At 66.9% G+C, this 26,630-nt stretch carries 20 protein-coding genes; 5 read left to right on the forward strand and 15 right to left on the reverse strand.

The window, feature by feature from the left end; genetic code table 11:
- Positions 1–530: 530 nt before the first annotated feature.
- Positions 531–3,362: a hypothetical protein gene (locus ACP7CD_RS16650; protein WP_426120658.1), complete on the reverse strand. Its 2,832-nt coding sequence runs from the start codon at positions 3,360–3,362 to the stop codon at positions 531–533.
- Between the two features lie 874 nt (positions 3,363–4,236).
- Between ACP7CD_RS16650 and ACP7CD_RS16655 the strand changes: the two genes are divergently transcribed.
- Together ACP7CD_RS16655 and ACP7CD_RS16660 are read left to right on the forward strand one after the other, a co-directional pair.
- A complete protein-coding gene (locus ACP7CD_RS16655) occupies positions 4,237–4,521 on the forward strand; it encodes a hypothetical protein (protein WP_426120659.1) in 285 nt (94 codons plus the stop codon).
- Positions 4,502–4,984, forward strand: coding sequence for a hypothetical protein (locus ACP7CD_RS16660; RefSeq protein WP_426120660.1), 483 nt, complete (start codon positions 4,502–4,504; stop codon positions 4,982–4,984). Before ACP7CD_RS16655 ends, ACP7CD_RS16660 begins: the two co-directional genes overlap by 20 nt.
- A 194-nt stretch (positions 4,985–5,178) precedes the next feature.
- On the opposite strand, the gene ACP7CD_RS16665 is transcribed toward ACP7CD_RS16660, so the two are convergent.
- Complete coding sequence (locus ACP7CD_RS16665; RefSeq protein WP_426120661.1) at positions 5,179–5,601, reverse strand: hypothetical protein; 423 nt, start codon at positions 5,599–5,601, stop codon at positions 5,179–5,181.
- A 498-nt stretch (positions 5,602–6,099) separates the two neighbouring features.
- Between ACP7CD_RS16665 and mobF the strand changes: the two genes are divergently transcribed.
- Both mobF and ACP7CD_RS16675 read left to right on the forward strand, forming a co-directional pair.
- Positions 6,100–10,602 carry a MobF family relaxase gene (gene mobF, locus ACP7CD_RS16670; protein WP_426120662.1) on the forward strand — a complete coding sequence of 1,501 codons (4,503 nt, stop codon included), beginning with the start codon at positions 6,100–6,102 and terminating at the stop codon, positions 10,600–10,602.
- Between the two features lie 569 nt (positions 10,603–11,171).
- Positions 11,172–12,056 carry a sugar transferase gene (locus tag ACP7CD_RS16675; protein ID WP_426120765.1) on the forward strand — a complete coding sequence of 295 codons (885 nt, stop codon included), beginning with the start codon at positions 11,172–11,174 and terminating at the stop codon, positions 12,054–12,056.
- A gap of 226 nt (positions 12,057–12,282) precedes the next feature.
- Here the strand turns inward: ACP7CD_RS16675 and ACP7CD_RS16680 are convergent, their stop codons facing one another.
- The 12 genes from ACP7CD_RS16680 to ACP7CD_RS16735 are packed head-to-tail and all read right to left on the reverse strand — an operon-like array spanning position 12,283 to position 25,555.
- Positions 12,283–12,654 (reverse strand): DUF4913 domain-containing protein, encoded by a 372-nt coding sequence (locus tag ACP7CD_RS16680; RefSeq protein ID WP_426120663.1) that lies wholly within the window; start codon positions 12,652–12,654, stop codon positions 12,283–12,285.
- The gene (locus ACP7CD_RS16685; protein WP_426120664.1) at positions 12,651–14,330 is read right to left on the reverse strand and encodes a type IV secretory system conjugative DNA transfer family protein; all 1,680 of its coding nucleotides are present in this window, start codon (positions 14,328–14,330) and stop codon (positions 12,651–12,653) included. Before ACP7CD_RS16685 ends, ACP7CD_RS16680 begins: the two co-directional genes overlap by 4 nt.
- Complete coding sequence (locus ACP7CD_RS16690; RefSeq protein ID WP_426120665.1) at positions 14,327–15,859, reverse strand: hypothetical protein; 1,533 nt, start codon at positions 15,857–15,859, stop codon at positions 14,327–14,329. The genes ACP7CD_RS16685 and ACP7CD_RS16690 overlap by 4 nt, the downstream gene beginning before the upstream one ends.
- Positions 15,859–17,391 carry an SCO6880 family protein gene (locus tag ACP7CD_RS16695; RefSeq protein WP_426120666.1) on the reverse strand — a complete coding sequence of 511 codons (1,533 nt, stop codon included), beginning with the start codon at positions 17,389–17,391 and terminating at the stop codon, positions 15,859–15,861. Before ACP7CD_RS16695 ends, ACP7CD_RS16690 begins: the two co-directional genes overlap by 1 nt.
- Entirely contained in the window at positions 17,388–19,070 is a 1,683-nt protein-coding gene (locus tag ACP7CD_RS16700) for a hypothetical protein (protein WP_426120667.1), read from the reverse strand. The genes ACP7CD_RS16695 and ACP7CD_RS16700 overlap by 4 nt, the downstream gene beginning before the upstream one ends.
- On the reverse strand, positions 19,070–19,870 hold the full coding sequence (locus ACP7CD_RS16705; RefSeq protein WP_426120668.1) for a hypothetical protein: 801 nt from the start codon (positions 19,868–19,870) through the stop codon (positions 19,070–19,072). Before ACP7CD_RS16705 ends, ACP7CD_RS16700 begins: the two co-directional genes overlap by 1 nt.
- Positions 19,871–19,919: 49 nt before the next feature.
- Complete coding sequence (locus ACP7CD_RS16710; protein ID WP_075872775.1) at positions 19,920–20,189, reverse strand: hypothetical protein; 270 nt, start codon at positions 20,187–20,189, stop codon at positions 19,920–19,922.
- Positions 20,190–20,204: 15 nt separating this feature from the next.
- The gene (locus ACP7CD_RS16715; protein WP_426120669.1) at positions 20,205–20,807 is read right to left on the reverse strand and encodes a DUF6668 family protein; all 603 of its coding nucleotides are present in this window, start codon (positions 20,805–20,807) and stop codon (positions 20,205–20,207) included.
- A 2-nt stretch (positions 20,808–20,809) separates the two neighbouring features.
- Entirely contained in the window at positions 20,810–22,231 is a 1,422-nt protein-coding gene (locus tag ACP7CD_RS16720; protein WP_426120670.1) for an AAA family ATPase, read from the reverse strand.
- Positions 22,231–23,796, reverse strand: coding sequence for a hypothetical protein (locus ACP7CD_RS16725; RefSeq protein ID WP_426120671.1), 1,566 nt, complete (start codon positions 23,794–23,796; stop codon positions 22,231–22,233). Before ACP7CD_RS16725 ends, ACP7CD_RS16720 begins: the two co-directional genes overlap by 1 nt.
- Positions 23,793–24,431 (reverse strand): hypothetical protein, encoded by a 639-nt coding sequence (locus ACP7CD_RS16730; RefSeq protein ID WP_426120672.1) that lies wholly within the window; start codon positions 24,429–24,431, stop codon positions 23,793–23,795. Before ACP7CD_RS16730 ends, ACP7CD_RS16725 begins: the two co-directional genes overlap by 4 nt.
- The gene (locus ACP7CD_RS16735; RefSeq protein ID WP_426120673.1) at positions 24,428–25,555 is read right to left on the reverse strand and encodes a transglycosylase SLT domain-containing protein; all 1,128 of its coding nucleotides are present in this window, start codon (positions 25,553–25,555) and stop codon (positions 24,428–24,430) included. Before ACP7CD_RS16735 ends, ACP7CD_RS16730 begins: the two co-directional genes overlap by 4 nt.
- 163 nt (positions 25,556–25,718) lie before the next feature.
- On the opposite strand from ACP7CD_RS16735, the gene ACP7CD_RS16740 reads away from it, so the two are divergent.
- Positions 25,719–26,075: an ArsR/SmtB family transcription factor gene (locus ACP7CD_RS16740; RefSeq protein WP_426120674.1), complete on the forward strand. Its 357-nt coding sequence runs from the start codon at positions 25,719–25,721 to the stop codon at positions 26,073–26,075.
- A 109-nt stretch (positions 26,076–26,184) separates the two neighbouring features.
- Here ACP7CD_RS16740 and ACP7CD_RS16745 read toward each other — a convergent pair whose 3' ends face one another.
- Positions 26,185–26,622, reverse strand: coding sequence for a hypothetical protein (locus tag ACP7CD_RS16745; protein ID WP_290468069.1), 438 nt, complete (start codon positions 26,620–26,622; stop codon positions 26,185–26,187).
- Positions 26,623–26,630 lie beyond the last annotated feature (8 nt).

The raw sequence follows: 26,630 nt of genomic DNA on the forward strand, positions 1-26,630 counted from the left end.
GCGCCTCGGGCTGCGCTACGACCGCACCGAGGCCACGTTGCTCCCGTTGCTCCTGCTCGCCATCACGCTCATCAACCTCCGCCGACTGTGCCAGGCAACGGAGTTATGAGACAAGGTCTTAGTACGAGACCATGTGAAGCTCACCGTGACCCTCGCGGCATAAACCCCGTCACCTATCGGTGCGACAGCCCCGAGGGCTTGCCAACATCAGCGCCGATGATTCCCCCAAAGCGGCGGTAGTAGGCCGCTCGGCCATTCCAAGATGGCCTGACCACGACCGTGCTTATCGGGCGGACCGCCCATGCCCAGCACGCCGTGACCAAGCTGCCCGTGGGCACCCTGAAAGTCAACAACATCTTCGGCGAAACCCGGGGCGGATGAGTGCTTTCCGGTCACCGGCCGTAGTCCTCGCCCGGTCAGCAGCGGCCTTGCCCGAATCCGATCTCCAAGTTCACCTTCCTGGCCCTGCCCTGCGACACCTGCCCTCCGCCCAAGTCGAGGCGGTCGAGCAGACCACGGGCCGCGTCCGTTCAGTCGGGTCTGCTGTCAGGGGCACCTCCCGAACGGTGGTCGAGATTGGGGTCGATGGTGTATCGGACGCCACCGATTTCCATTCCGTCAGCTTTCAGGCGAACATCGATGGCCTGCACGCCCTCGGAGCGGAGCTCGTCAGCGGTGAACGACGCGCCGGGTACTAAGCGCAGCCTTAGCGTCCGTTTGATGCCCGGTGCTAACCGGAACCCGCCCGCTGCGTCCCCGACGTCCAGCGACCATCCCTTGTCGGCGAGAACCTTGGGCGTGGTCGTGTGCAGGGTCATCTGGGCGGGGCGAGTCAGGTTGTTCCCGGCGACGAAGACGGCATCGGCCATCGCGGAGAACAGCGCCTCAGCGCCGCCCCCCCCGGGCACGACGCTGACATTGCGCTGTCCCACGTTGTTGTCGTTGGGCACAAGCCGCCACTCCTGAATGGACTCTGCCCCCGTAAAGTGGGTGATATTGCTGGGGTCTCCGTCTGTGGTGGCGATCATGAGCACACAGTCGTGGCCGTACACATTCTCGTTGGGCACCCACTCGAATGGACCCAGGATGACCTCTTCGGCGCTGTTGCCTGCGATGCCAGGAGTGCTGAGTCCTGTGGCCGGTGACATGGCCGTGAAGTCGCCGGGCCAGGTCAGGCCCGCCCCAGGCAGACAATGGTATCCCCGCACATTCACGGTGCCTGAGGTAAACGTGCCACGGTTCTTGACCGCCACGTAAAAGTAGTTTGTCGCGCTGGAGACCGCGTTCTGGTGGCCTGGCAGCCCATCCGGAGCGTTGCGGTTCCACATCGATTGATTAGCCCAGTGGACTGGCTGGAACTGGTATTCGCCGGCGCGCCCGTCGTCGATGTACACATCGATCTCCGGGGGCTGACCACCGTATGAACCCTGCCTTTCGAAGGCCCAGCGGATTACCTTATTGTAGGCAGCTCCGGACAGGCCTTCGGTCACCCAATCCTCCAGGTCTGCTTCTTGGAGTTCCTCGCACCACAGCTGAGCACCGCGTCCCGGGACGTTGATCAGGGCGACAGGATCCCAGTTGTCTGGGTTGGTCCCAGGCGTCAGTTGGCCGATGGCACGAAGGATTAGGTACGTCGCGACTCGCGAAGCGAAGCTACGGCGGCCCAGGTCCGGGTGGTCACCCCCGATCGACCGGTAGATCGCAAAATGACAAGTCGCCAGGATCTGCTCGCTGCCGTACCCTTGATCGTCCTGAGGTCCGCCCCAGAGCCACGTTCGGTCGAAGCGCCGCGAAATTGAGGGCCGGAACGGAGCGTAACGGAAACGGTCCGCCGTGGCCCGTAGCGCGGAGCTGGGATCCATCTGCAAGGCGGCGAGACCATCCCCGGCGCTGTGGGCGAAACCGAACGTCCCCCTGCCCACGTGGTCGCCCAGGCTGCCGTGACCACCCATTTCGTGCCAGTGCACCCACGGGTCGACTGCCCGCCCCAGGGGCTGCGCGATGTTGGTGAGGTCGCCCAAGCCATAGCACTGGTGGCCTGTTCCGCCAGTTCCGTTGGGGGACCAGTGGGCGTTAATCTGGTTCGCGCCGCCCAGGCCGCGGTGGTCCACTGGCGTGGGGAAGGACGTGCCGTTGAAGTAAGTCGTGATGGGGAAGCCCAGATTGGCGATTCTACGGAATAGTTGCGTCTGATGGTAATAGGCGTTAACCGCCGCAAATTCGTTAGTTCTCGGCGCGTAGTCGAAGTTTGAGCCGGAGGGGCGCGTGGGCGCGGCGATATTCGGATCCTCGACATTCTGCACCACCACGTAGGTACCCCGAAGACTCTGGCTTCCCGACACGGGCGGGTTGAGATTGTGCAGCACTTCGCTCGAGTCGTGGTTCTGCAGGACCGCGTCGCCATCATCGGCGGTGACCGTCAAGTCGCCGCTACCGACGTTGGGGTCGACACGGAAGACCATGCCGTTGATAAAGCACGTCTGGCATTCGATGTAGAGCACGGAACCGGTGTCCACTTCCACAAGAAGTAGCCAAATGAGCTCGCCAAATTCGGGGAGCTCATGGCGCACTATCATCTCAGCACACAGATAAGTACGCCCTCGTTCGATCGACTCGTTGACAGGAGGGATGTCCGGGAACGGAGGGTTGCCTTCCACCCCTGATGGTTCCTCGTCGACGGGGACAGGTGTGCTGTCCGGGCGGAGCTCGGACCGACCGGCGAATCGCAGCTCGGGGTGGAATCGGTAGGCCACGAACCGGCCGTTAATCAGGCCGGTGGTCCTGGCGTCGTACGTTTTGGGGTCGCGTTCGCGGAGTCCCAATAACCGCTGAACCTCCGCAGACGCCGCAGCCACCTCAGTAGGGATCTCCGTTTCCTCGAAGTGCGCGGCTCTGTCGAAAAATTTCGCGCCGCCCCGAAAGAGCCGCTGGTAGAACTGGGTGCGATCCGGGTCTGGTAGCCGCCCGTGGAGTTCCGATTCCGTGTTGGCCGTCGCGCCGACGATCCGGCTAGGCCCTTGCTTGACCTTGACGGCGACGCCTCGGCGGAACACCGGCACGTCGAAAAAAGTCTGCACGAAGCTGACCGTGGTGGCGTCAAATAGCGCCTTCTCATCCTCGAGGCGGAACTCCTCACCCTGGTCCCGCGGTACAAGTGACTGCACCGGAGCGTTCAGAGTCTCCAAATGGCGACGGTCCAGGCCCATCAACCCGGCTAGCTCCCTGAGATAGACGCTCGCCGCTTCGAGAGGAGCGCTCTCCTCGCTCGCCCGTAGTTCCTGGCTGTATCGGACGTGGGTGACGTTGCCATCGGTGTCCCGGGTGATGTGGCCTTGGACCCTGTCGTCGTAGTATGTGGTCATTGGAGTTTCTCCTGGATGTGGCAGCAGTTGCCTGAGTGCTGTGGCGGCCGCGTCACCGGGAGGACGCCCATTAAGAACTATGAGCCACTTTCTCAGGCGCCGTTCTGAGCCACCGTGGGTCCGTTGACCTAGTCTCGGCCCACCCGCGTTACCGCCGCGTTACCAGGCCACCGTGTCCGGTCACCCGATCGGTGGCACCGCTGGTGCACGCGTTACACCAGGTCTTACATCTGGTTTCATAATTCGGTTGCTGGGTGCAGGCGGCGGAGGTTGATGAGGGTGACGGCAGGCAGCAACAACGGAAGCAGGGCCGCCTCGGTACAGTCTTACTGTCCGCGTGTAGCTTCTCCGGGCGGCGCTGTGGCCAGCCCGGGCGTCCGCGGCGGCCGCGCACCCCGGGGTTTGTCTCCAGCAGGGGTTCGAAGAGCCAGCTGTCATGGACGTTCGCCGCCGACGCGAGCACGCACAGGGGCAGGCCGTGCGGTCGTTCAGCAGATGGTACTTCGACCCTGGTTTGCTGTGGTCGATAGAGTTTGGCCCGGTCAGCACGCCCCCTTTTCGCCCACACCGACACCGAGCCGATACCGGCACGCTCCGTAGCGTTGCCATCACCGAGCAGACAAACTAACCACAACCACGTGGCCCACTATTCGACGAGCACCACCGGCCCACAATTCCAAGAGCGCTGACAACCCCAGGGCGCTGGGGTCCCCGAGGCAGTGGGCTCATGGCCGGCATGGGCCCCGGGGGCCCCGCCAGCGTGCCAAGGTAGACCAAGCTTCAGTCCCGTCCAGGTAAGGACCCCAATGCACCATCTGGAGCAGCTCCCGTCCCGTGGCGAGGTGCCGCCCACGGCCGGCGAGAGGGAGAGTTGATGCCGCGCATCTTGATCCCGTATCTGCTGTGGTGGGTTCGCCTGTACTACCGGATCGGTCATGGTCTGGCGCACTGGTTCTTGCGCATCATCCCGATGCCCTCCGGATTGCGTCACCGCCTGGCCGGGACCGTGTCCATCACCCCGTACTTGTTCATGGTCTGGGCTGTGGCCGGCGCCAACGACTTCACCTGGACGGCGATCGGAGTCGGCGCCTTGATCACGGCACTGTTGCTGGTGCTCGTCCACAAAGCGGAGGCCCGCCGTGCGTTCCTCGGACGTTGAGCGCTTCTACTCCCACGTCCTCAAAGGCCCGCACGCCGACTCGTGCTGGCTGTGGCTCGGGGCGATCAGCGATGACGGCTACGGCCGCTTCTGGATCAACACCGTAGGCGGTCAACGAGCCGTCGCCGCCCACCGCTTCTCCCTGGCCACCGTGCACGGCGGGCTGGCCGCGATCGAAGGCCTCACCGCGCTGCACTGGTGCGACGTCCCGCTGTGTGTGCACGCCGCCCTGGAGCCCTCCACGCACCTGCTGCTGGGCACCCGCTCGGACAACATGGCCGACCGGGCGATGAAGGGCCGGATGCCTTCGACCACTGCCGCCCGGTGGCGCCGGCTGTCGAGGACCGAGCGCTCCGCCCGATCCCGGCAGCTGCGCGAGGAACTCAAGTCCCACGGCTGGGACGAGGACCTGGTGCGCGAGCTCGTGCACGGCATCGATCCCGACCACCCCACCCTCTTCTAGCGCGTTCCGCTCCGACCCACACCCGGTTCGGGCCGGCCCCAGTGCCGCGTCACTGTTGGCGGTGGCCTACCGCACGAGCGGCCACGAGAGGACGGAGCTGTGTGCGCTCTCGAATCAAGCGCACGGCTTCAACGAAGCGATCTTGAATCAGGAGGGAGCCCTACGCGAGGTAAAAGGGTGCCAGCGCACCGGAGTCACACACCCACCGATGCTTGTTGCGCCGTCTGATCGGATTCATCAGTCACGTCGATGCCAGTGGAATCGTCGATGGCATCAGATGACCTGGGAACAAGGGAACCCTTGAGGAGGGCGCGGACCTCACTGACTGAAAGCTCCAGCCGTTGAGCGATCTCGGTGAGTCCGATCCGTTCCTCCTTCATGGCAGCGACCACGCGCGCCTGTGAAGCGCTGGCTCGAGCTGACTCCTGCTCGGCCTTGGCACGGATCTCCGTGATGCGCTGCTCGGCGCTCTCCATGATCTGTTCGGCCTCGCCCTGGGCGAGGAAGAATTCCTCACCCCATGCCAACAAGCGCTGCTCTCGGGCCATCGACTCGGCAGCTGCTCGACGGGCCCGCTCTCGTGCTTCGGTCTTGGTCGCACTCTTCCGCGGTGCCATGCCACCCCTTCCAACAAATGAACATGTTCACACGTATTCAAGCACCACTCCCCCACCGCCGAGGACCAGCCCGCGGATGCGGTCGCGCCGCGGGGCGGCGCGACAGTGCTGTGAGCTTTCGTCGGTGGCTGTGGACCGGCTCCGGGATAAAGCCTCCGGTCCCTTCACCGGACCCACAGCCACCCGCGAAACCTCGGCGCGGTTGTCCACCCGAAAACCACGCATGGACAACCGCGGGGCGGTGCCACCCAATCGACCTGTCAGCGTGGACAGCTGATGCTGCTTTGCCTGTCCTCGTTCCTCGTCCGCGCAGTGGCATCACCTGCCCACCCTTCCCAGGTCTCGTGGGCACCACCGCGTCACATCCGTGACGGACACTCTGGGTCGCTCCGACCCGATGACTCGCAAGCTCGCACCGGCCCTTCCCGCCCTATCAGAGACGTCACACCTCTTGCATCATTGATAAACAAGGTTGAACATGTTCAAATCAGGGGTGTGATGACCGTCCACAAGCTCAGCGCGGGGGACGGTTATACCTACTACACCTCCGAGGTGGCATCGGCCGACGAACTCCGCTCCGGCGACCGGGAACTGGGTGACTACTACACCGTGGCGGGCATGCCTCCGGGGCAGTGGGTAGCCCACTCCCAGGCGCTGTTGGGGGTGTCCGGGGAGGTGAGTGAGGCGCAGATGGCGGCCTTGTTCGGGGAGGGCATCCACCCCGAGGCCGACCGCATCCTGGCCGCCAGCGGCAGCGCGGTTGAGGTGGCCTTGGGGCAGAAGTACCGCCGTTACAACGCCGCCAACACGGAGCTGACCCGGCGCCTGGAGGAGGAGATCGCCCGACACGAACGCACCACCGGGGCGGCCCCAACTCGCGAGGAACGCCAAGCCATTCGCGGTCGCATCGGTGGCCAGCTGTTCCGGGAAACACACGGGCGCGACGTGCGGAACAAGGAGGAGCTGGGCCGGTTCATCACCTCCCAGACCACCCCGAAGCAGCAGACCGTGGCCGGGTACGACCTGGTGTTCTCCCCCGCCAAGTCCGTCTCCTTGCTCTGGGCCCTGGGCGGAGACGAGGCCCGTAAGGCCGTGGAGAACGCACACTCCGAGGCCATTGCGGAGACCATCTCCTTCCTCGAGTCCGAGGCCACCTACACCCGGCGTGGTCGCAACGGTGTGCGCCAGATCGATGTCGAGGGTGGGTTGGTGGCCACCCAGTTCCGCCACTACGACTCCCGGGCGGGGGATCCGCATCTGCACGATCACGTGGTGATCGCCAACAAGGTCAAAGGCGCCGACGGGAAGTGGTCCTCACTGGACGGGCGCACCTTGTACCGGATGGGGGTGGCCGCCTCGGAGACCTACAACGCCAAGGTCATGGAAAAAGTCTGCGTCACACTCGGGGTCGCCGCGGTGCCCCGTGTGGCGGGTGGGGATGAGCCGATCTATGAGATCGCCGGGGTGGATCTGGACGCGATCCACCACGCTTCCTCCCGCCGGACCGACATCGCTGGGACCCTGGATCGGTTGCACGCAGAGTTCACCGACCGCCACGGCTATGCCCCCAACGCCAAGCAAAAGATCGCCCTGGCCCAGCAAGCCACCCTCCACTCGCGGCCGGCGAAGAAGTCCGCTCGGCGCCTGTCCGAGCTGGTCGAGCAGTGGAGAGACGAGTACGGGCAGCAGGTGCAGATGCCGGTCGGAGAGGACCTGTTAGCTCACGTGCGGGCGGCCGCCACCGGGATGCCGACCGGCCCGGACACTACCCAGATCGACGTCAGTGAGCACGCCCGGCTGGTGGTGCATGAGCTGTCTCAGAAGCGGGCCACGTGGAGCGTGAACCACGTCCACGCCCAGACCCGCCGGCACCTGAAAGAGACCCTCATCGGGCGCACCGTGCCCGATGAGCTGGTGGCCGAGGTGGTACGCGAGGCCACCAGCACGCACAGCCTGTCGGTCACACCGACCGCTGATGTGCCGCACCTGGCGGAGTTCACCCGCGCCGATGGCACCAGCCAGTTCGTCCGCTCCGACGCCCAGGTGTTCACCTCCCGGGAGGTCCTGGAGACCGAGCACCAGGTGCTCGCCGCTGCCCAGCGAACCGTCATCCCAGCCGTGTCCACCCAGACCTTTGACGAGGTGCTGGCCGACCACACCGGCCCGCTCAGCGAGGGGCAGGTGGCCCTGGCCCGTGCCTTCGCCACGGACGAGAAGCTGCTCAGTCTGGGCATCGGCCCGGCCGGTGCCGGCAAGACCACCAGCCTCTCCCTGACCGCTGATGCGGTGCGCGCTACCGGCGGCAACGTCACCGGCCTGGCCCCGACCGCGGCCGCCGCCGCCATCATGGCGCACGACATCGGAGCGCAGGCAACGACCATCGACGCCTTCCTGATCGCCCACCGCACTGGGCGCACTGGGGCCGCGCAGCTGCACGGCGGGGACGTGGTGATCCTGGACGAGGTGGGCATGGTGACCACCCCGAAGCTGGCCGAGCTCGTGGCCGTGGCGGCCCGGCACGGGGCCGTGGTGCGCGCCATCGGGGATGACCGCCAGCTCGGGGCGATCGGCTCCGGCGGGGCGCTGCGCCTGCTCGACAACGAGGTCGGGGCAACTCGCCTGGAAGCCGTCCACCGCTTCCAGACCGAAGGGGAAGCGGCCGCATCCCTTGCGCTGCGCGAGCCCCCGGCGGCCGGGGCGGACACCCCGTGGGCCTGGTATCTGGAGAACCGCCGGGTGGTCGCCGGGAACGCCGAAGCGATGACCGACACCGCGCTGCGGGCTTGGATCACCGACGCGCAAGCGGGCAAGCGGTCCCTGCTGATCGCCACCGACAACGCCACCGTGACCGAGCTGAACGCCCGGGCTCAGGCGGCCCGGATCGCCACCGGGCAGCTCGATGCATCCGGGGAGTCTGTGGTGCTGCGCGACGGTCTGACGGCCCATGCCGGGGACGTGGTGGTGACCCGGCGCAACGACCGGACCTTGCAGCTCAACGGCGGCCGCGACTTCGTGAAGAACAACGACGTGTGGACCGTGGAGAAGGTCGGGGCCGACACCGCGACGCTGCGCCACACCGGCCACGGCGGCAAGATCACCCTGGACGCCGACTACCTGGCCCAGCACGGCCAGCTGGGTTACGCGGCAACGGTGCACCGCGCCCAGGGCGCAACCGTGGACACCGCCCACGCCATCGTGGACGACGCCACCGACCGGGCCGCCGCCTACGTGGCCGCCACCCGCGGCCGGGACACCAACCAGCTCTACGTCGCCCTGGCCGAGGGTCAAAGCCGGGACGAGGTGCTGGAGACCATCGCCAGCGCCTACGACCGGAACCTCTCCGCCCACGAAACCGTGGCCGCCGAGGCCATGCGCAACGGCGACATCGCCACGCTGGGTGAGGTCTACCGCGAGACTGCTGACGCTGCCTGGACAGCCAAGACCCGCACGATGGCCGTGGACGTCATGGGCGCGGACAAGGCAGCGGACTTCACCAGCGCCGAGGCGTGGGGCGCGGTGGCCACCCACTTGCACGCTGCCCAAGAGGCCGGCATGGACCCGGCCGAACTATTGTCGCGGGCGGTGAACCAGCGCGGCTTTGGTGGGGCGGAGGACCCGGCCGCGGTGCTGGCCTGGCGGCTGGAGCACCAGATCGAGGCCGCCCAGCGGATCCTCGACAACACCGACGGCCGGCCCCTGGGCAACCTCACGGACGAGCACCTGGAGCGACTGGCTGAGCGCACCACGGCCGCCCAGGCACAGCCCACGGTCGAGGATCCACAGTGGGCCTCCCACCCCTACGTGCTCGTGCCCTCAGCCCAGTTGGCTGAGGCGAAGGCCAGTGCCGAGGCCGAGAACCTGGCCCTGCCCCCGGATCTGTGGGAGTCCACCACCTCGGTGCACCTGGACTGGGTGGCTCGCACGATGGGCGCCGAGCAGGAGCGCCGCGCCGGGCTGTCCCCGGAGCAGGCGGCGGTGGAGCAGATCGCCCGCGGTGAGCGCACCCGCACCGACACGGCAGTGTCGATCGGGGGGGCGATCGCCGCCGAGCAGCAGGTGCGCGCGGTGGTCGCCAAGACCCCGGCACCGGCCCCGGGGGCGGACGGGCGCCGGGTGAGCGAGGACCTGGCCCCCACCCCACTGATCACCGACCGGCAGGTGCCGGTGCAGTACCGCCAGCAGCTGGAGCGGCTGCGCACTCGCATGGAGGAGCGCATCATGGTGCGCGGTGCCGAGCTGGCCGAGACCCGACCGGAGTGGACCGCGGCCCTGGGGCCGGTGCCGGCCAAGCCGACCAAGGCGGCCGAATGGCACCAGGTCGCCGCCGAGGTCGAGGCATACCGGAACCGCTACAACGTCCCCGCCCACGAGGCCACGCTGATCCCCCAGGCCCACCAGCAGGACCCGGCGGCGGCTGCGCTGGTGGCTCGGGCCACCGCGCTGCACAAGCACTCCGCGCTCACGACCGCCGCCCCGCAGACCCCGGAGCAAATCCGGCAGGCCGTCGATGAGGCGCACGTGGCCGAGCGGGTGCGCACCACCCCGGCCCCGGCTCAGGAGGCCGTGGAAGCACTGCGCGCCACCCGCGCCCAGGCCGCCGATCCGCTTCCTGACCCCCAGGTGCGGGAGGCCGCAGTCACCGAAGCTGCCACGGCCCCAGTAGCCGAGGAACCCCGGCGCGTGCAGACCACGGAGGAGTTGATCGCCCGCGCAGTGGCCCGGCACCGGGCGCAGACCCAACCCGCTTCCCCGGCTCCCGGCACGTCATCCCCCGATGCGCCGGCCCCCCAGAAGAAGGAGCCCACCGTGTCCGAGAACGCCCAGAACGACGCCGCCAGGAAGCAGAACAAGACCGACCTGGAACGCAGCCAGGCCGAGGTCATCAAACGCTTCAAGGCTGCAAACCGCACGGAGCAGAGGTCCAACCGCCAAGAAGATCATGCTGCTGCCACTCGTCGGGCTGCCGACAGCATCCGCCGCGATGGTGGCCACAGCCTCTAGCGCCTGCCCACATGACCAGGCCCCCAATCGCTATGCCCCGCATGAGCAAGCAGCCGCGCTTGCGCAATGTGGGGGATCAATCCCATGTGGATCAACAACCTCAAACTATGATTTTCAGATGTACATTCCTAACGAGCTGAGCGACAAGCATGGCAAGTGACCAGTTGCAGGCAGAGACCGATCGACAGCTCCAGCAACAACGTACGCACTCGGATGCCCTCGCTACTCGGGCTGGCATTTTAATAGCAGTTTGTACTCTGCTAATTGGTCTTGTGCCAAAGGTGGGCGGCAACCTCTCGGAGGGCCATTTGGCGCTGACTGTCGGGGCTACTGTGGTCGCAGGAGTCGTTGTTTTGACAATGTGCCGAATATCACCCGGACCATCGGCTGTTGCATTGACTGGTTGGAATGGTGGGAATGACTCAGATCAAAAATTGCTAGATGCAAAACTTCTAGTGATTGAGGCGAATAGTAAAGTTCTTAGTCGAACAGAAGTTGTTTTTTGGGGGCAGGCTGTTGGGACAGCAGTAGTGGCCATCATGATCGCAACTCAAAGTTAAGGCGTGAAAATGCCAATATCTCAAGAGCATGAATACCTTGAATATCTTGAACGTCAATTTTCAGGAGAAGCATCGACTGGGGAGTCGGCGCAGTCGAACGATGGACCGCAAGTAAAGGCTCAGGATGAGCGACGCCACGCGGAATACGTGAAGGCGGAACAAAAGCGGTGGCGGGCAGCGGAAGGTGCGGTACTTCCAAGAAGCAAATTTGGAATACTTTTCGGACTTACCGCAGATGACATAACCAGATCACGGTTGCTGCTGGAAGGACTTCCTGCTCTTTCGAAGCTCGCGTTGGTCACTAAGCGTATTGTGGATATAAGTTCTTCCGTGTGGTCTTTGATTTTGCTCGCACCAGTGCTCTTGGTGGTTGGCATTCTCATCAAGGCTCATGATGGTGGACCTATTCTCTATGCGCAGACCCGGGTGGGAGTCCATGGCGAGATTTTTTACATGTACAAATTCCGTACAATGCACTTGGACTCAAAAAACCGATCAGCAGCATCCTTGACGGATGGACCTAGCGCCGATGGCACTTTATTTAAAATGAAGAACGACCCCCGGATTACTCCCATTGGTGCGGTGCTGCGCAAATATTCGATTGATGAACTGCCGCAGTTTCTCAATGTGTTGCGCGGTGATATGTCTTTGATCGGGCCGCGCCCACCATTGGTTTCTGAGATGGAAGCCTTTGATCGGTTAGGTGGAGGAAATCTTCTGGTCAAACCAGGAATTACTGGACTGTGGGCCATTGCAAAAAGTTCCAATATGACCTGGGCTGAGCATCAGCAGGCTATCCTGTTTTATGCCGAGAATTGGTCTGTTTGGCTGGATTTTCTAGTTTTACTTCGAACGTTTGGTGCTGCCTTTCGTTACCAACCTGAAAAATTATAAACATCTTTTTTCGAACCCAGTGTGTCCTTAGAATATCTAAGGGTGTTCGCCATAACTTGACCAAGGCCGATTGAACGCATGGGTCGTTGTGAACACGCATGGCAGTGGCCGGGACCCCTGGGAAGGAGGGACCCCGGCCACTGCGGGACAGGGCACTAGTGCCTGTCCCTGGAAGGGGCAGGACGCCTACTGGGAAGGGGCGGCGACCTGCCCCAGGTCTATGTGGTCACCACGACCAGTCGGCCGGAGGGTGCTCACAGGCCAACGTGCGACGGAAGCCTTTTTCCACGTGGGAGGTGCCGCACTCCCCGAAGGGACCGCGCTTGGTGAACAGCACGGCTGCGTGGCGGTCGAAATGATTGACCCACCACGAGGACATGCCGCCCTCAGCCTGACACACGATCCATTCCTCATAGAGGGCCCTGAATCGGTCCACGGCTTCCGTGTGGGCCCACCACTGCGGGCACCAGCGCATGGCCTGGTCCATGTCCACGGACTCCACCCGGGCCATCAACCGCTCCAGCCACTCCACGAACTCCTCCGAAGTGTACGCCTGCTCCGTCTCCGCCTGCTCCGCCTCCATCTGCTGCTCACTCATCGGTGCTGTCCTTCCGTGATCCGCTTCAGTACCGGGGTGATGCGAGCTGTCAGGGCCTTGTCCTCGAACCACCGCACGGTGCGCACGATCGTGCCGCCCCCGGTGGAGGTCTTCACCCAGGCGTGCCCGGCCGGCAGCTCGGAGAGCTTGGAGACCGGCATGATGTCGCGCTGGACGGTCTGCACCGACCGGGAAGCGACACCCCGGGAGGTGGAGGTGCTGCGCACCTTCGCGTCGTAGGTGCCGATGAGCTTGCGCAGCGACTCCAGGAACTCCGCGTCATCGGAGCCCCCGCCGTAGACCTTTACCGCCGCCGCCGACCAGAGGGTGTCCCACCCGGTGCGGGCGAGCATGTCCACGCCCTGTCCGCGGGTTTGGAAGTAGGCCGAGACAACGATGCCCATCGACCCGAAGAACGAATACCACTCGGGCAGCTGCTTGAGCTTGACCACGTTGCCCACCTCATCGAGGTCAGCCACCAGCGGCACCGGCAGCCGGCCCCCCGCCCGCCGGGCCGCCTGCTGGGCGGCAGTGACCACCGCATAGACCAGGGTCGAAACGAAGGCGGCCCCGGAACCGGCGGCGTCCTGAGTCAGCAGAATGAGAGTGTCCTTGCTGGTGACGAAGCAGTGCGGGTTGAACACCGGCACCCCCGGGGTCGGGGTGGTCCAGGCCAGCAGCTCGTCATGTACCAGGGCCGAGGACATGCGCTGGGCGCTGGCGGCCACCGACCCGCGGGTGTCCTCGGGCTGATCCCCCATGCCCTCCAACGCCGCAGCAGGCCCGGTCTGCCCGGCCTGCTTCAACAGCTGGGCCGGTTCCATGAACGCGGCCGAAGACACCCAGCGCAGGACGTCCGCCAGCGTTTTGCCGCTCTTGGCCGCTGCCAGCAAACACCAGGAGAGGTAGTCGCGGCCCTGGGATTCAAACTGCGGATCACCCTTCCCACCGGCCGAGCCGGCGGCCGAGGCCGTCTGGAAGATCGAGGCGACCTCCCCGGCCGAGACCGTATCGGTGACGGTGGCCAGCAGGTTGAAGATCATCGCCGGGCGGGAGCTGTCGCGCCAGATGCGTTGCGGGTCGAACAGCCACACGGTGCTGCCCGGCGTCGTGCGGGCGGCCAGGACCTCGGCCACCCCGTCCACCTTGTTCGACGTCATCACGAACGCCCCGGGGGCCTCGGTGGCGTGGCGGATGACCTGGGAGGTGGTCTTCCCGCGCCCGGTGCCCCACACATGTGCGGAGCATTCCCGCCAGCCCTGATAGATCGGGTTCTTACCCACCAGCCCGATCGTCAGACCGGGGCCGATGTTCTCGGCCTCGGGGTGCAGCCGGTGGGCCTCCGTGGTGCGCGCCGCAGCCATCGCCGGGTTGATCCGCCCCGGAGGGCTCATCCGCCGGGCGGCTTCCTGAGTCTTGGACGGGGTGCGGGTGCCCCAGATCATCAGCGCGGCCACACCCACCACCGCCTCCAGGCCCACGAGGAAGGTCGCAGCCGTCGGCCAGTCCACCGCCCCGGTGGCCAGCTGAATGCCCAAGGTAAAGGGGTTCCACGGCAGGTCCCCGGACACCGGGGTCAGCACGTCCCCCAGGTGCACCAGGACCACCGCACCCATCACGGCGGTGAACAGGATCAGCACGCCGATGAAGCTCTTGTTCTGGTCGTTGGTGCTCATGCGTTCACCCTTGCCTGTGCGGCCGCCCAGGCGGCATTGGTGTCGTGGACCCGCAGCTCTCCGGCGGTGAGGTTCGTTTGGAAGGGCACCCCGGGGGCCTCCCCGGTCTTCAACATGAACCGGCCCCGCCCCGGCGGGGGCGAGGTGCGCCCGGTCTTGGGGTTCACCGAGCCCTCGGCCGACCAGGCCACCAGCAGCGCCTTCTCCTGCTCAGACAGCGGGAAGACCGTTTCCAGCATCCCCATCTCGTTCTGGGCCAGCCCGCCGAGGACCTTCATGGAAGAGCGCTCCATGAACCCGGTGGCGATCTTCGTCAGCTCCTCGGTGCTCAGCTGGAGGTCCTTCATGGAGTGGGTGATCAACAGCTGCCCGAGGCCCTTGGTGCGGTTCAGGCGGGTGATGCCGTCGATCTGGTGGACCAGCAGCTCCGAGGCGCGCAGGGCCTGCCACAGCTCGTCCATGATCATCAGGTGATGGCGCTCCTCCATCAGCCCCGCCTCGGCCAACGTCTTAGCCGCCGAGATGCCGGCCTGGGCGTAGGACCAGCACACGATCTGCACGGCCGCCCGCAGGTCCAACAACGTCTCATCAATGGCCGAGAGGTCGAAGTCCACCGACTGGTCGATCTGCATTTCCTCGGAGGTCTGCCGGCAGAACACGTCCCCGAACGGGCCATGAGCACCCAGGGCGTTGAGGCCGGCCAGCAGGTTGCGGACCTGCCCCCGGTAGGAGATCTCGTCATCGACGAGGATCGCGGCCATGATCGCCGGCCGCGCGGCGGTGATCACGTCCACCACGTCTTGAATGATCGGCTGTCGGCCTTGGGCCTCGGCGTGCTCGGCGGCCTCGGTGATCGCCATTGAGAGCACCGTGGGCTCTTGCTGCCGGGCATCCAACGGGGCTTTGAACACCAGCTCCAGCAGGCCGGTGAGGGCGTTGAGGCGGCGGCTGTGAATCTCCGCGCGCATCTGCCGCTGCAACGCCTCGGGCAGCTCCCCCAGCCGGCGCCACAACGGCCCCGCATCAAGGGGGTTGATCGAGCCCACCCCGGGGGCCACCCGGATGACTTGGCCGCCGACTTCGACGGTGAGCCCGGCCAGATCGGGCTTCACATCACTGGCCCCGACGAACAAGAACCCCTGGTCGACCAGGGCCAGGGCCATGCGCACGGCCACCGAGGACTTGCCCCTCGCCTGGAGACCGAGGATGAAGCAGGAGGGGGAGGAGATGATGCCGCGCAGGAACAGGTTGATCGGGTCCCCGCAGACCACCGAGCCGTTGAGCTGGTTGCGCCCCAGTACCGCCCCCACCAGGGGTGAGGAGGTGCCCACGGCGAAGGGCCACAGCCCGGCGGTCTGGTTGGAGGTGGCGGTGAACTCCGGGGGTGCCTCCACCCAGGAGTTCATCCCGCCGTGGGCGACGTCTACGCCTTTCTCGGTGAGCTCCCGGAACTGCCCGGCGCTCTGGGCGGTGGAGCGGCCGAAGACCTTGTTGAGGATCGCATCGGTGAGCTGGTCGAAAACAGACATCACAGCGCCTTTCGCACATCAGCCGGAATCGTGGCCACGGCATCGGGGACCACACCCAGCCCGAGGTTGAACGCGAACGCCGCATCGTCGTTGTAGTCGCACTCCCGTAGGCCCAGCTGCACCCCTTGGGAGGCGTTGCGCCGCAGCGTGGCCGCCACCCGGGGCAGCTGCTCGGGCCGTTCCACGGTGGCGGTGACCACGATGGAGAACCGCACCAGCGACGCCCCTTCGGCCTGCTCCCGCTCGGCCTTCCGCGCCTTCTCCAGGGCGATGATCTGGGAACTGGTGGGCCGCCGGTTCTTCTGGTTCGCCGCGAACTGCGCATTGGTGAGGGACTGCTGGACCTGGGTGGCGGACTTGTCCGGGGACTGGGGCCGGTAGAACACCGTGACGCGCTTCTGGAGCATTTCGGAGTTCGGGGCCAGCAGGGCCACCAGGGCGTTCTCCCGGAAGGTGCCGGCCGGCGGGCGCCACATCTGCCAGGACTTCGACACCACCCCACCGTGCTCGTACCGGCCCGGGGAACCGACCACCCGTGCGGCGGCGGGGCCGACTTCCTCCCAGCGCAAACCGGTGCCGGCTTCCGAGAGGCGGGCCTTCTCCACGGCGGCGGCCGCCAGGGGGTTGTAGGCCACGTAGGTCTGGTCGATGAGGTCGTGTTCCTGCATCAGGGAGACCGACCCGGCACCGGCCTGCTCCAGCTGCTCGAGGAATCCGCTCAGCAGGGAGGACACGTCCGTGGCCAGCTCCTCGGCGGTGCGCTCGGGCACCCCCTCGCCCTCGTTGGCTTTGGCGCTGAACGTGAGGGCGATCCACTGCTCCAGCTTGGGCACATCCTGGTTGAGGTTGGCCACCACTTCATCCATCGTGGCGCGGGCGAAAGCCGGCACCGACTGGGACCCGGCCTGAGCTCGACCCACGGCCACGGCATCGGGGAGTCGTTCGCCGGGGTCGGTGGTGGACTGGGTGGTGACCGAGACCTGCACCAGCTCCGTGTTGGAACCGGCGTCGCGCTGGAAGGCGGCCCAGGTGCCCACCATGCGGTCCACCCGGTCCTGGTCCAGTAGACCCAGCCCGGAGGAGTTGGCAATGACGAACACGGTTCCGGTCTTCAGTTTCGGGTGCCACAGCATCACGCCCTGGTGCCCAAACAGGTCGGTGAAGGTCACCGGCTCGGTCGCCGCCAGCACGCCCGGGGCGCGGAAGGACCCATCGGGGAGCTGTGAGGTGGGACCGGCCTTGTACGTGGTGCGCTGCTTCTTCTCCGCCCGGGAGAACATGGACCGGGCGACCCAGCGTTCGGGCTTGGACCGTCCGTTACGGTCCTTGGACCCGAGCACGGTGGCCACGATGAACGCGGCCACGGCGATGCCGGCGGCCACCCAAATCTGGGAGGCCATGATGAACAAGAACACCAGCACCGACCCCACCCCGAGCACCACGGTGGAGGCCATCGAGAACCCCAACAGCCCGGCCGTCTTGTCCTCAGCGATGTTGCCGTACTGCCGCACGATCACCTGGTTGCTACTCACAGATCCTCACCACTTTCAATGGAGTGCTCAGCGTCCCGGACGACTTCCCGCAGCCCGAACTCGATCCGTTGGCCGTTGATCAACGGTTTCTTGGCCCCCGTCACCGAGGACCCTTCCCCAGCCGGATGCCCGGTCGGCCCGGCACCGTTCGTCGGAGCCACCGCCTCGGCAGCGGCCGGCCCAGACACCTCGGACGCCCCACCGGCAGCGGCCGGGGACGGGCTCGAGCTCTGCACGCTCTCGGCACCCGTGGGCCCGCCCGTGCCGGTGCCTGCTGCACTGTTGGGGGCAGCACCCGTGGTGGGACTTTGCACGTTCTCCGCGCCCGAGGCACCACCGGTCGTGGTCCCTGGTGCGGAGGTAGGAGCTGCACCGGCTGTGGTGCTCTCCACGTTCTCGGCACCGGCCGGTCCACCAGCCGAGGGAGAGCCACCACCAGCACCAGTCGATCCCGGCGCCCCGGTCGAACTGGAGGCACTGGAGCCGGTGGAGGAACCACCCCCAGCACCCGAACTGGCACCAGCGCCGGAGGCACCGGCTCCGGCACCCGAAGCACCGGCCCCAGCACCAGAGCCAGCCCCGGCAACTCCAGCGCCACCAGCTCCAGCACCCGCAGCGCCACCAGCTCCACCACCGGCAGCACCAGCAGCTCCCGCACCGGCCCCGGCAGCACCGGCAGCTCCGGCACCGGCCCCGGCAGCACCAGCACCCGCGCCGGCAGCACCCGCGGCGGCCGCTCCGGCGGCGGCCGTGCCGACACCAGAGGTGAGCGCGCCGATGGCCACCGCACCACCGAGCATCGCCAGCCCACCAGCACCCATACCGCGCGGCCCGGCGCTGACGGCCGGGACCATGACACGGGCCAGGGCGGGCATCGACAGGCAGGCGGAGAAGATGATCACGGTGCCGGTGAGCAGGGTGATGACCTGGTTGGCCACCTCACCGTCACCGGTACCGCTGATCCCGTTCATCAGCGCCAGGCCGAAGCCGTAGAGCACGGCCGCGACCGGCTTGAACAGGATCACCGAGATCAGCCAGCCCACCGCTTTGTCGAATGCCTTTCGTCCCCGCTCCGTGGTAGAGGCGGCGGCGAAGATCGGCAGGATGCCGCACAGGGCACCGGCCACCCCGTAGGAGAAGATCACCAGGGCCGCGTTGAGGATCGCCCCGAGGATGGCGAAGGGCGCCAACACGATCAGAATTCCAGCGGTGGTCAGCGCCATCGTTGACCCGGTCACAGCATCCAGGCCCATCGACTGCCCCAGCCCGTCCCGGGCCGCGTTGCCGGCGATAGTGTCCACCAGCCACGGGGCGACCTCATCGGTGACCGCCAGGGACAGCGCGACCATCGATACCGCCAGCCCGGAGACCACCACGGTGCGGATCAGCCCCATCACCAGGTTCTCGGCCGACTCCCGAATGTGATCCCTGGCGATGCGCAGCACGGCGAAGGCTGTTCCGATGATGCCCGCGACCCCGACAAAGGTCGTCGTGGCGGTCTGCACCCGTTCGGTGGCCGAGCCTGCGCCCATTTCGGGGGCGCCGATGTTCAGCCACCAGGTGCCCACGAAATCGAGCATGGTGGTGAAGATTTCGATCAGCCACCCGGCCATGAACAGGATCAGCTTCTCCACCGTGTCCCCGGCGATGCTGCTCGCCATGTCACTGATGAACTCCATCAGACCTTGGGTCCCCACTGGACGTAAGGCTGGCCCTGGTACTGATCACCGGTGATCATGTCCGTGCCCGAGGCCGGGTCCAGCTTCCAGTCCCCGTCCTCCCACACCACATCGACCTGGCCGGTGATTTTTTGCGTGAGGCCGTTACCCGAGGGCAGGTCATAGACCAGCCGGTAGGAGGCAGCCTCATCGGTGTAGTGGTCTTGGGAGTAGCCGATCAGCGTTGAGGAGGCCGTGGCCGAGCCATCGGTGCCTTCTTCCACACCGTCGCGGATGCGCTGAGCTTTTTCCTCGATTCGGTCCCGGTTGGGACCTTCCACCATTGCCACTTCGACGTCCTCCGCGGCCTCCTCGCTCACTGAGGGGTCCAGCGCCATCGCGTAGGTCGCCGCAGCCATCAGCGCCCCGGCTTCGGAGTGGGCATAGCCGACTCGCAGTCCGGAGTCCCGTCGCTCACAGCCGCCGAACTCCGGGGAGGAGGGCACCACGTTGTAGCCGGCGGCCACCCAGTCCTGCACCTCGGGGGCCTCATCAGCCACCGACACCGCGTCCTGGTTCAGCTGTGCTTGGCAGTCCCAGGCGAAGTCCTCCCCCAGCTGGGGGGCAACGGCCTCGGCTGCCCCGGGGGTGGGGGCGGTCGAGGCAGCAGGGGTCTCGGGGGCCTGGGCCTGGCTTTCATCGGTGGTGAGGTTGCGGATGGTCACCCCGGCCACCGCGACCAGCAGCAGCACCAGGGCGATCAGGGCCGGGCCGAACCAGCGGGGGCGGGTCCGGGTTGCGTCGTTGTTGTTCGTGTCCATCGGGGGGTCTCCCTGTCGTTGCGGTGCCGGTTGAGGATCTGGGACCGGCTCAGCCGCCGGTGATCATGTTCCAGATCGCTCCGGCCGCCCCGAGCAGGGCAGCAGCGACCAGCGGCCACACCGGGGCCTCGACCTCATCACCGCGGCGGCGGTTCCGCCCGGCCGTGACGAGTCCGAAGATGAAGTAGACGAACAGCACCAGGCCGGCGGCCCAGAGGATCCAGCCCAGGATCATGGTCACGTTTTCCATGCCCGGGGGCTGGGTGGGGGTGGCGTTGATGGCCGGGATCATCAGGGCGTTGAGGGTGTTGACGAACATTGGGGGGTTCCTTTCTCAGTGCCCGGTGTGGGCGATTTTTTCGATCTTCCGCAGCACGGTTTTCAGCCGGGTGCTGGAAGGGCTGGGGGTGACGCCGACCTCGCGCCACGACGACTCGTAGGGGACGGTCATGGCCACCGGGAACATGCGCGCCACACTCCGGGCGAAGCTCAGGGTGGGCTTGGTGATCCGGTTCTTGGGCCGGTCATGGACAATGACCAGGCCGACCAGCTCATAGGGCAGCTGCCCGGTGGCGGACTTGCGCGCCAGCTGGGCCGCTGACTCCAGGGAGGCCGCGCTGGTGGAGCACACCAGCAAGGCACGTCCTGCCCACTCCGGCTCCTGCACCGCCGCGTCCACGACTTGCTCGGAGCACAGCCCGGCCAGGGTGGAGGTGCCCACTCCGCCGGAGGCACCGACCAGCCACAGCGTGGCCTGGGTGACCTCCACCGGGGCCGCCGACTCCTCGGCGGGCACTGGTTCCTCGGCCAGCCTCTGCTGGAGGTTCTGCGGGCCGCGGATGGAGTCCCGGGACCCCAGGATCGGGTCCTCCTCCATCGGGTCCTCCTCTTCGACGACCTCCGGCGCTGCCACGAAGGGGTTGCGGGGGCTGTCCACGATCACAGTCCCTCCCGCACTGCTGCCCCGGCTCGGAGCCAGGCCCGGCGGGTTGCCGGGGTCATCGCGGAGAACCGCACCCGGCCCTCCACCAGTGCCCGGTCATAGGGGATCGTGACCACGGCACGGGCGTAGGGGGCGAATTCGGCGGCCAGTTCCTTGGCCTTGGTCTTCTGGTGGCCGGGCTCGCAGCACAGCACCACCACCACCGCGTTGCGCGCGAGCTCCTGGGCGTGGGTGTCTCCGGTGTGCAGGGCGGCCAGTACCCGGGAGGCTCCTTCGGCGGCGTCATCGACGGATTTCACTGGGATCACCACCTGATCGGCGTGGCTGATCATCGCCTGCCAGTTCGCCCCGCGTTCGGTGTTGCCCGAATCCATCACGATCGCCCGGTAGTACTTCGCGGCCACCGCGTGCAGCCGGTCCACCTCGTCCCCGGTGACCATGTGTCGCTCCTGGTCCCCGGAGCGGTCATCGGAGCGCAGCACGTCGTACCGGTCGGCGGGCTGGTGGTGGACGTAGCCGGACAGGTCCCCCACCCGGGCATCGGAAGTCATGAAGTGCTCGGTGCGCCCCAACAGATCCACCACGGTCGCCTCGTGCCCGGCGTCGAAGGTGCGCCAGCCCAGGGAGCCCAGGGAGTTGTTGTTGTCCCAGGCCAGCACCCCACCACCGGAGAGGCGGGCGAACACAGCGGCCAGGCAGATCACCGTGGGGGTCTTCCCGGCCCCGCCCTTGGGGTTCAGGACGGCGATCGTGCGCGGGCCGGCCCAGTGGGCCGACACCGCGGCCTCATCCTGGCGCTGGCTCAGCTCCGCGGCCGAGGGCGCCAGGCTCAGACCTATCGAGTTCAGCGCCCCGCGCCACCCGTGCTGGGCCGGGGCGTCCACCTCGGGGCGGTCCACGAAGGAGGGCAACGACTCCCGCCGGCTGCCAGCCGACTCGGACTCCGCCACCGCCTGAGCCGTGGAGGGGCGGCCGCCGAGGAACGGATTAGGTGCGGGAGCAGCCGCCGCAGCCGGTGCAACAGCCTGATCCTCCTCAGCCGCAGCAGTCACCGGGGCCGTCTCCACCGACGCCGGCACCACCGACTCCACTGCAGGCACCGACTCAGGCTCAGGAGACTCGACCGGGGCAGCCACCGGCTCCACCGTGGCCACGGACTCAGCCGGGACCTGCACGGTGGCCGGTGCCGCGCTCTCCTGCCGGGAGGTGCCATCGGCACCGACCAGGAACGTGCGGGACCCGGAGGGGTCCTCGATGTGCAGCTGCATGTCCTGGTTGGTTTGCTCCGCCAGGGTCTTTGCCGTGGCTATCACCGAGCGGCGGGCATCGCCCACGGAGGAGTGGTTCTCCTGGGTCGCCTCCCCGTCGGTGTCCAGGTGCACGGCACCGGTGGAGTCGATCGTCGCGGTCATTCTCATCAGGGGGTCTCCTTGGCAGCGGGGGTAGGGCTCGCAGTCGGTGAAGTGCTGGCAGTGGGGCTGGCTGTGGGGGTGGGGCCGGAAACGAGAAGGGCGTAGAGGGAGCCATCGGTAGACCCGGCCACCCGAGTCATCGCCATCCCGCTGTCCGTGATGACGTCAGGCACCGCCGCCTGATCCGCCCTGGTGGTCGCCTCCGTCTGTCCGTCGCGGGTGACCTGGGCCTGCTTGCCGTTGTCGGTGACCCAGGCGTAGCCGGCGGCCAGCTTGGCTTGGCCATCGAGGCGGTGGGCGGTGGTGGCTTCCACATCGACCAGCACCGTGGAGGCCAGCAGCAGCCCGTGGACCCGATCGGCCTGCACGGTGGAGGTGGTGATCTGGGCGCCGTCGAGCTCGCGCATCGCGACCTGCTTCACCGAGGTCGCCTCGGTGGCCTCGTCGACGTCGTAGAAGCCGACCACGGTCTGCTTGCCGTCCTTCCACGCGGCCACCACCCGGCCCTGAACACTGCCGAGCACGGCGGTGAGTTCCGCGCCCTTGGCCGGGGCCGGCAGGGTCGCCGGCTTAGGCAGGGCGGCGGAGTCGGTGCCGACCCGCCACACCTTCCCAGCCTTGGTATCGGCAGCGATCAGATCCGCATCCTGGGCTTCCAGCGGTTTGGCGGCCGCCGGAACCACCCGGGAGACGGTGGACCCGTCCGCCTTCACCAGCAGGGACTTCTTGGTGGGCAGATCCAGCTGGGGCACCGTGCCGCCGTCCAGGACCACACTGGCCTCCTGGGGGACTTCCACCCGGATCGGGTCCGAGGAGTCCGGGGTGAACAGCACCAGCTCCTTGCCGGTGGCGGCCGCCAGGCGGGTCTGCCCGTCCACGGTGAACATCGCCAGCTGGGTCACGGTGAACGGCGCGCTACGGCTCCACTGCTCCACCCCGGTGTCGGGGTCGTGGCCAATGAGCTTGCTGCCCTCGACACTGACCGGGCGGCCATCCCAGTCCAGGACCGCCTTCACCTGGGACCCGGACATGGGCGTGGCCCAGGCGCCGTAGGTGTCCCACCCGGCAGGGGCCGGCACCGGCAGCTGCGCTGGGGGCGGGGTGTGCACCACCGCGACCGGCTCCCGGTCATCGTCGGTCAGGTTCATCGCCACCGAGGTGCCCGCCGTCAATCCCAGAATCCCGACGCTGCCCCAGATCGCCAGGGCACGACGACGCTGGTTCCCAGACCGGGCACCCGACTTGCGCGTGCTGGTGCTGCTCCCGCCCTGCCGGACCCCATTGCTGGTGGCAGGCCCGGGGCCAGCCGGGGGCTCGTACTCCTCCAGGGTGCCGAGTTCGGCGTCCACGACCATCTCGAACACGGACCCGTCCTCGGTGTGGCCCTGCACTCGGCACGCCTTCAACCCCAGCCGCCGGCAGGCTTCTGTGGCCGCGTCCGCGGCGACCTCATGGGTAGCACCGGCATCGAGCACCGGATAGGTCAGCACCTCTCCCTGGGCATCGGCCACGATCTGCTCCGCGCCGAAGGCCAGGGTGATTACCGGCCAGGAGTGCACGGCCGGGCTCACGAGGCGGCCTCCCCGACGGGCAGGTCGTGGGACTGGTGGCCCACGACGTCCCAGGCCCCGGAGTGCTTCTCCAGGTAGATCGTCACGTGCCGGGTCCCGGTGCCCTCGGCCGGTTCCCCGTCGCGGCTGGCCCACCGCCAGGTCACCTTGTACGCCCGCACTGCCTTATCGTCAGCGACGTCGCGGGTCGTATCCCCGATCGCCGGCACCGCCTGAGCACGGCTGTAGGCCCCGTGCTCGGACGGGCCGAGCCACGCACCCTGGGAGGAGTTGCGCTCAGGCTCGACCTGCTGCGCTGCCCACTCGTCCGACATGAGCGGCTTGGTCCGGATCGCCGCGGCCGTCTCGGTGCGGTCCACCACGGTGTCCCAGGAGTGCAGCAGAATGGCGGCCGCCCGGGCGGTGGAGTCCACGTCGGTGCGGTCCACGTCCTGAACACGCGGGAACGTCCCCTCCCCGGGCACCTCCGGGGTGGGGAAGCTGCTCGACGTCGGCCAGGCGGCCGGGGCCGAGCTGGCCGGGGCCGCTGCACTGGAGGAGGCGGACGTCTCCTGCGCCGGGCTGGTCGAGCATGCCGCCAAGGGCAGGGCGCACAGGGTCAGGGCGGTGATCAGGTGGGGGTAGTGGCGGCTCATTGCGGCCACGCTCCTTTCTCTCGCAGGATCGGCTCGGGGTCGATGTTGAAACCCTGATAGGGGAAGACCACGTCGGGGGCGCCAGGCCGGTAGATCTCGAAGTGCAGGTGGGTGGACATGCCGAACTGGCCCCGATTGCCCTCCACACCGATCACGTCGCCACGGGTGAGGCGCTGGCCCTTCTGCACGTCCCAGGAGTTCAGGTGACAGAAGGCGAACCCGAAATCGGGGTCGTCGTCGTTGTCGACCTTGGCGATCACGCACCCGTCCGCAGCGTTGAACCCTGTGATCCGCAGATCCGTCGGGGCGATCACCGGCCCACCAGCCCCGGAGCCAGCACCGGGAGTGGCGAAGTCCAGGCCCATGTGGTTCTGCGCCCACGCGGGGACCCCCAGCACGTTGCGGCGCCCGTAGCCGGAAGTGAACTTGCCCCCGGGCAACGGTGCGGTCCACTCCCCCTCCCCCAGCTCCCCGTCCCACGCCTTGCCACCGGTGGGGGACTCACAACCGGCGGAGAACTCGATCTGACCGCCGTCGAGAATCGTCTCCACGTATCGCTGCGTTTCCGCGAACGGCGGCACATCCTTGTGCTGGGCGACCGCGCCGGGGCCGGCGTTGTAGGCAGCCAGGGTCAGACGCACCAGCTGGTCCGCGTCGTCGCCGGCCAGGGACTTCACCTCATTCCTGAGCTCTGCCATGTAGCGGCCGTAGGCCGGAATCGCGTCCTCGGGATCAGTCACGTCCCCGCCGTTCCCGTACTGGGCCCAGGTCTCGGGCATGAACTGGGCGATGCCCTGAGCCCCGGCGGAGCTGCCCGCGTTCGGGTTCCAGTTGGACTCCTGCTTGAGCTGGGCGGCCGCGACACTTGCAGGGAGTCCGGCCGTCTTGGCCGCCTCCTCCACCAGCGGACCCCAACCGTTGGGAACGTTGATCACCCCGTCCTCGGGGTCCTCGTCAGAGACGACCGTGGAAGGGACGCACCCGCTACTGGCCGACGCCTGCATGTCCGTTACCAGAGCAAGCCCGGCCACACCCACGACGGGCACACCCATCGCCATCACCCCGCCCAGCGCCAGGACAGCGATAACCAGAGTGGACGAACCGCGGGACTCCTCGCCTTCCACACGTCACCTCCCTTCCCTGGCCACCATCCATGTAACTGTCTTAGACAGTCGTAAAAGCTAGCATGTCTTAACTGTTTAAAGCAGCCATAAAAGCTCAGCAATGAGCGCTGGAAGCTATTCGGTTAGGGCTACGAGGTCGGGTGCGCAGTCGGGTTGCGACACAATGGCTCTTGTGCCGTCCGTAGTCCGCCCCGCAGGCCAGTCTGAACTCGTCGCCCAAGCCGCCAAGGTGTTCGGCAACACCGTCCGGCTGTCGATCATCCATGCCCTCGGGCATGGGCCAGCACTACGCGCAGAGCTGGTAGCTCAGACAGGGCTTCCAGCCAAAACCATCGGCGCCCAGTTGACGGAGCTCGAGGCCGTAGGTGCCGTCAAGGCGGAAGCACAGCACGGACGGGGTCGCCCCATGCTGTACTACGCAAACCAGGCGCAACTCGAGGAGTTGCTATCCGCCCTCGCGGAGTACGTGCTTGGGGGTGTGTCCGATAAGAGCGCTGAAGCGCCCGCGGAGTCTCACTAGAGCTTCCCTTCCTGTGGTCGTCCCTTCCGGGGGTTCTGAACCTGTTCATGAACGTGTTCACGACCGACTATAGGCGCACTCGAGGTGCAATCACAACGAGAGGGATTGGCTACTGAGTTGTCTCGTCTGCAGACGACTTTTCATTTTTTTCGATGACGTCGAGGATGGCCTGAAGCCCTTCGGGGTCAATGTCTCCGAGGGCGCGCATGGCGAAGTCCCGTACCTGAGCGCGACGCATGGAAATGAGCATTTTCAGTTCCCGCTCGACCTGATCGGGCAAGGGGCCGTCTTCGTGCAAAAGGAACCCACGATCGACACCGAATAGATCAGCGATGGCGCTAAGCAGCTCGTGGTCGGTGCGAAGAGCGGGGTGGCCGGTGGTTAGGTAGTACCACTTGGTGCGCCCCAGAGCGACACCACGCTCCCGCAAGCCAGCCTGAATCGCGGGAAAGTTCAGGGGTTTGCCGTCCTCGCCGGGCAGCGCGTCGAGCAGTAGGTTGACCTTGTTGGCCAGGACCTGCTCTGGGGTCCGCTTGTCCTGTTCCATGCCTGCTC

Source organism: Kocuria sp. LHG3120 (genome assembly GCF_049897445.1).
Lineage (GTDB): Bacteria > Actinomycetota > Actinomycetes > Actinomycetales > Micrococcaceae > Kocuria > Kocuria rosea.

Bases quoted from the DNA above. Each gene is read 5' to 3' on its own strand.
- ACP7CD_RS16650 (WP_426120658.1), bottom strand. From the start codon at position 3,362: ATGACCACATACTACGACGACAGGGTCCAAGGCCACATCACCCGGGAC.
- ACP7CD_RS16655 (WP_426120659.1), top strand. From the start codon at position 4,237: ATGCCGCGCATCTTGATCCCGTATCTGCTGTGGTGGGTTCGCCTGTAC.
- ACP7CD_RS16665 (WP_426120661.1), bottom strand. From the start codon at position 5,601: ATGGCACCGCGGAAGAGTGCGACCAAGACCGAAGCACGAGAGCGGGCC.
- mobF (WP_426120662.1), top strand. From the start codon at position 6,100: ATGACCGTCCACAAGCTCAGCGCGGGGGACGGTTATACCTACTACACC.
- ACP7CD_RS16675 (WP_426120765.1), top strand. From the start codon at position 11,172: ATGCCAATATCTCAAGAGCATGAATACCTTGAATATCTTGAACGTCAA.
- ACP7CD_RS16680 (WP_426120663.1), bottom strand. From the start codon at position 12,654: ATGAGTGAGCAGCAGATGGAGGCGGAGCAGGCGGAGACGGAGCAGGCG.
- ACP7CD_RS16685 (WP_426120664.1), bottom strand. From the start codon at position 14,330: ATGAGCACCAACGACCAGAACAAGAGCTTCATCGGCGTGCTGATCCTG.
- ACP7CD_RS16690 (WP_426120665.1), bottom strand. From the start codon at position 15,859: ATGTCTGTTTTCGACCAGCTCACCGATGCGATCCTCAACAAGGTCTTC.
- ACP7CD_RS16700 (WP_426120667.1), bottom strand. From the start codon at position 19,070: ATGGAGTTCATCAGTGACATGGCGAGCAGCATCGCCGGGGACACGGTG.
- ACP7CD_RS16705 (WP_426120668.1), bottom strand. From the start codon at position 19,870: ATGGACACGAACAACAACGACGCAACCCGGACCCGCCCCCGCTGGTTC.
- ACP7CD_RS16710 (WP_075872775.1), bottom strand. From the start codon at position 20,189: ATGTTCGTCAACACCCTCAACGCCCTGATGATCCCGGCCATCAACGCC.
- ACP7CD_RS16720 (WP_426120670.1), bottom strand. From the start codon at position 22,231: ATGAGAATGACCGCGACGATCGACTCCACCGGTGCCGTGCACCTGGAC.
- ACP7CD_RS16730 (WP_426120672.1), bottom strand. From the start codon at position 24,431: ATGAGCCGCCACTACCCCCACCTGATCACCGCCCTGACCCTGTGCGCC.
- ACP7CD_RS16740 (WP_426120674.1), top strand. From the start codon at position 25,719: ATGGCTCTTGTGCCGTCCGTAGTCCGCCCCGCAGGCCAGTCTGAACTC.
- ACP7CD_RS16745 (WP_290468069.1), bottom strand. From the start codon at position 26,622: ATGGAACAGGACAAGCGGACCCCAGAGCAGGTCCTGGCCAACAAGGTC.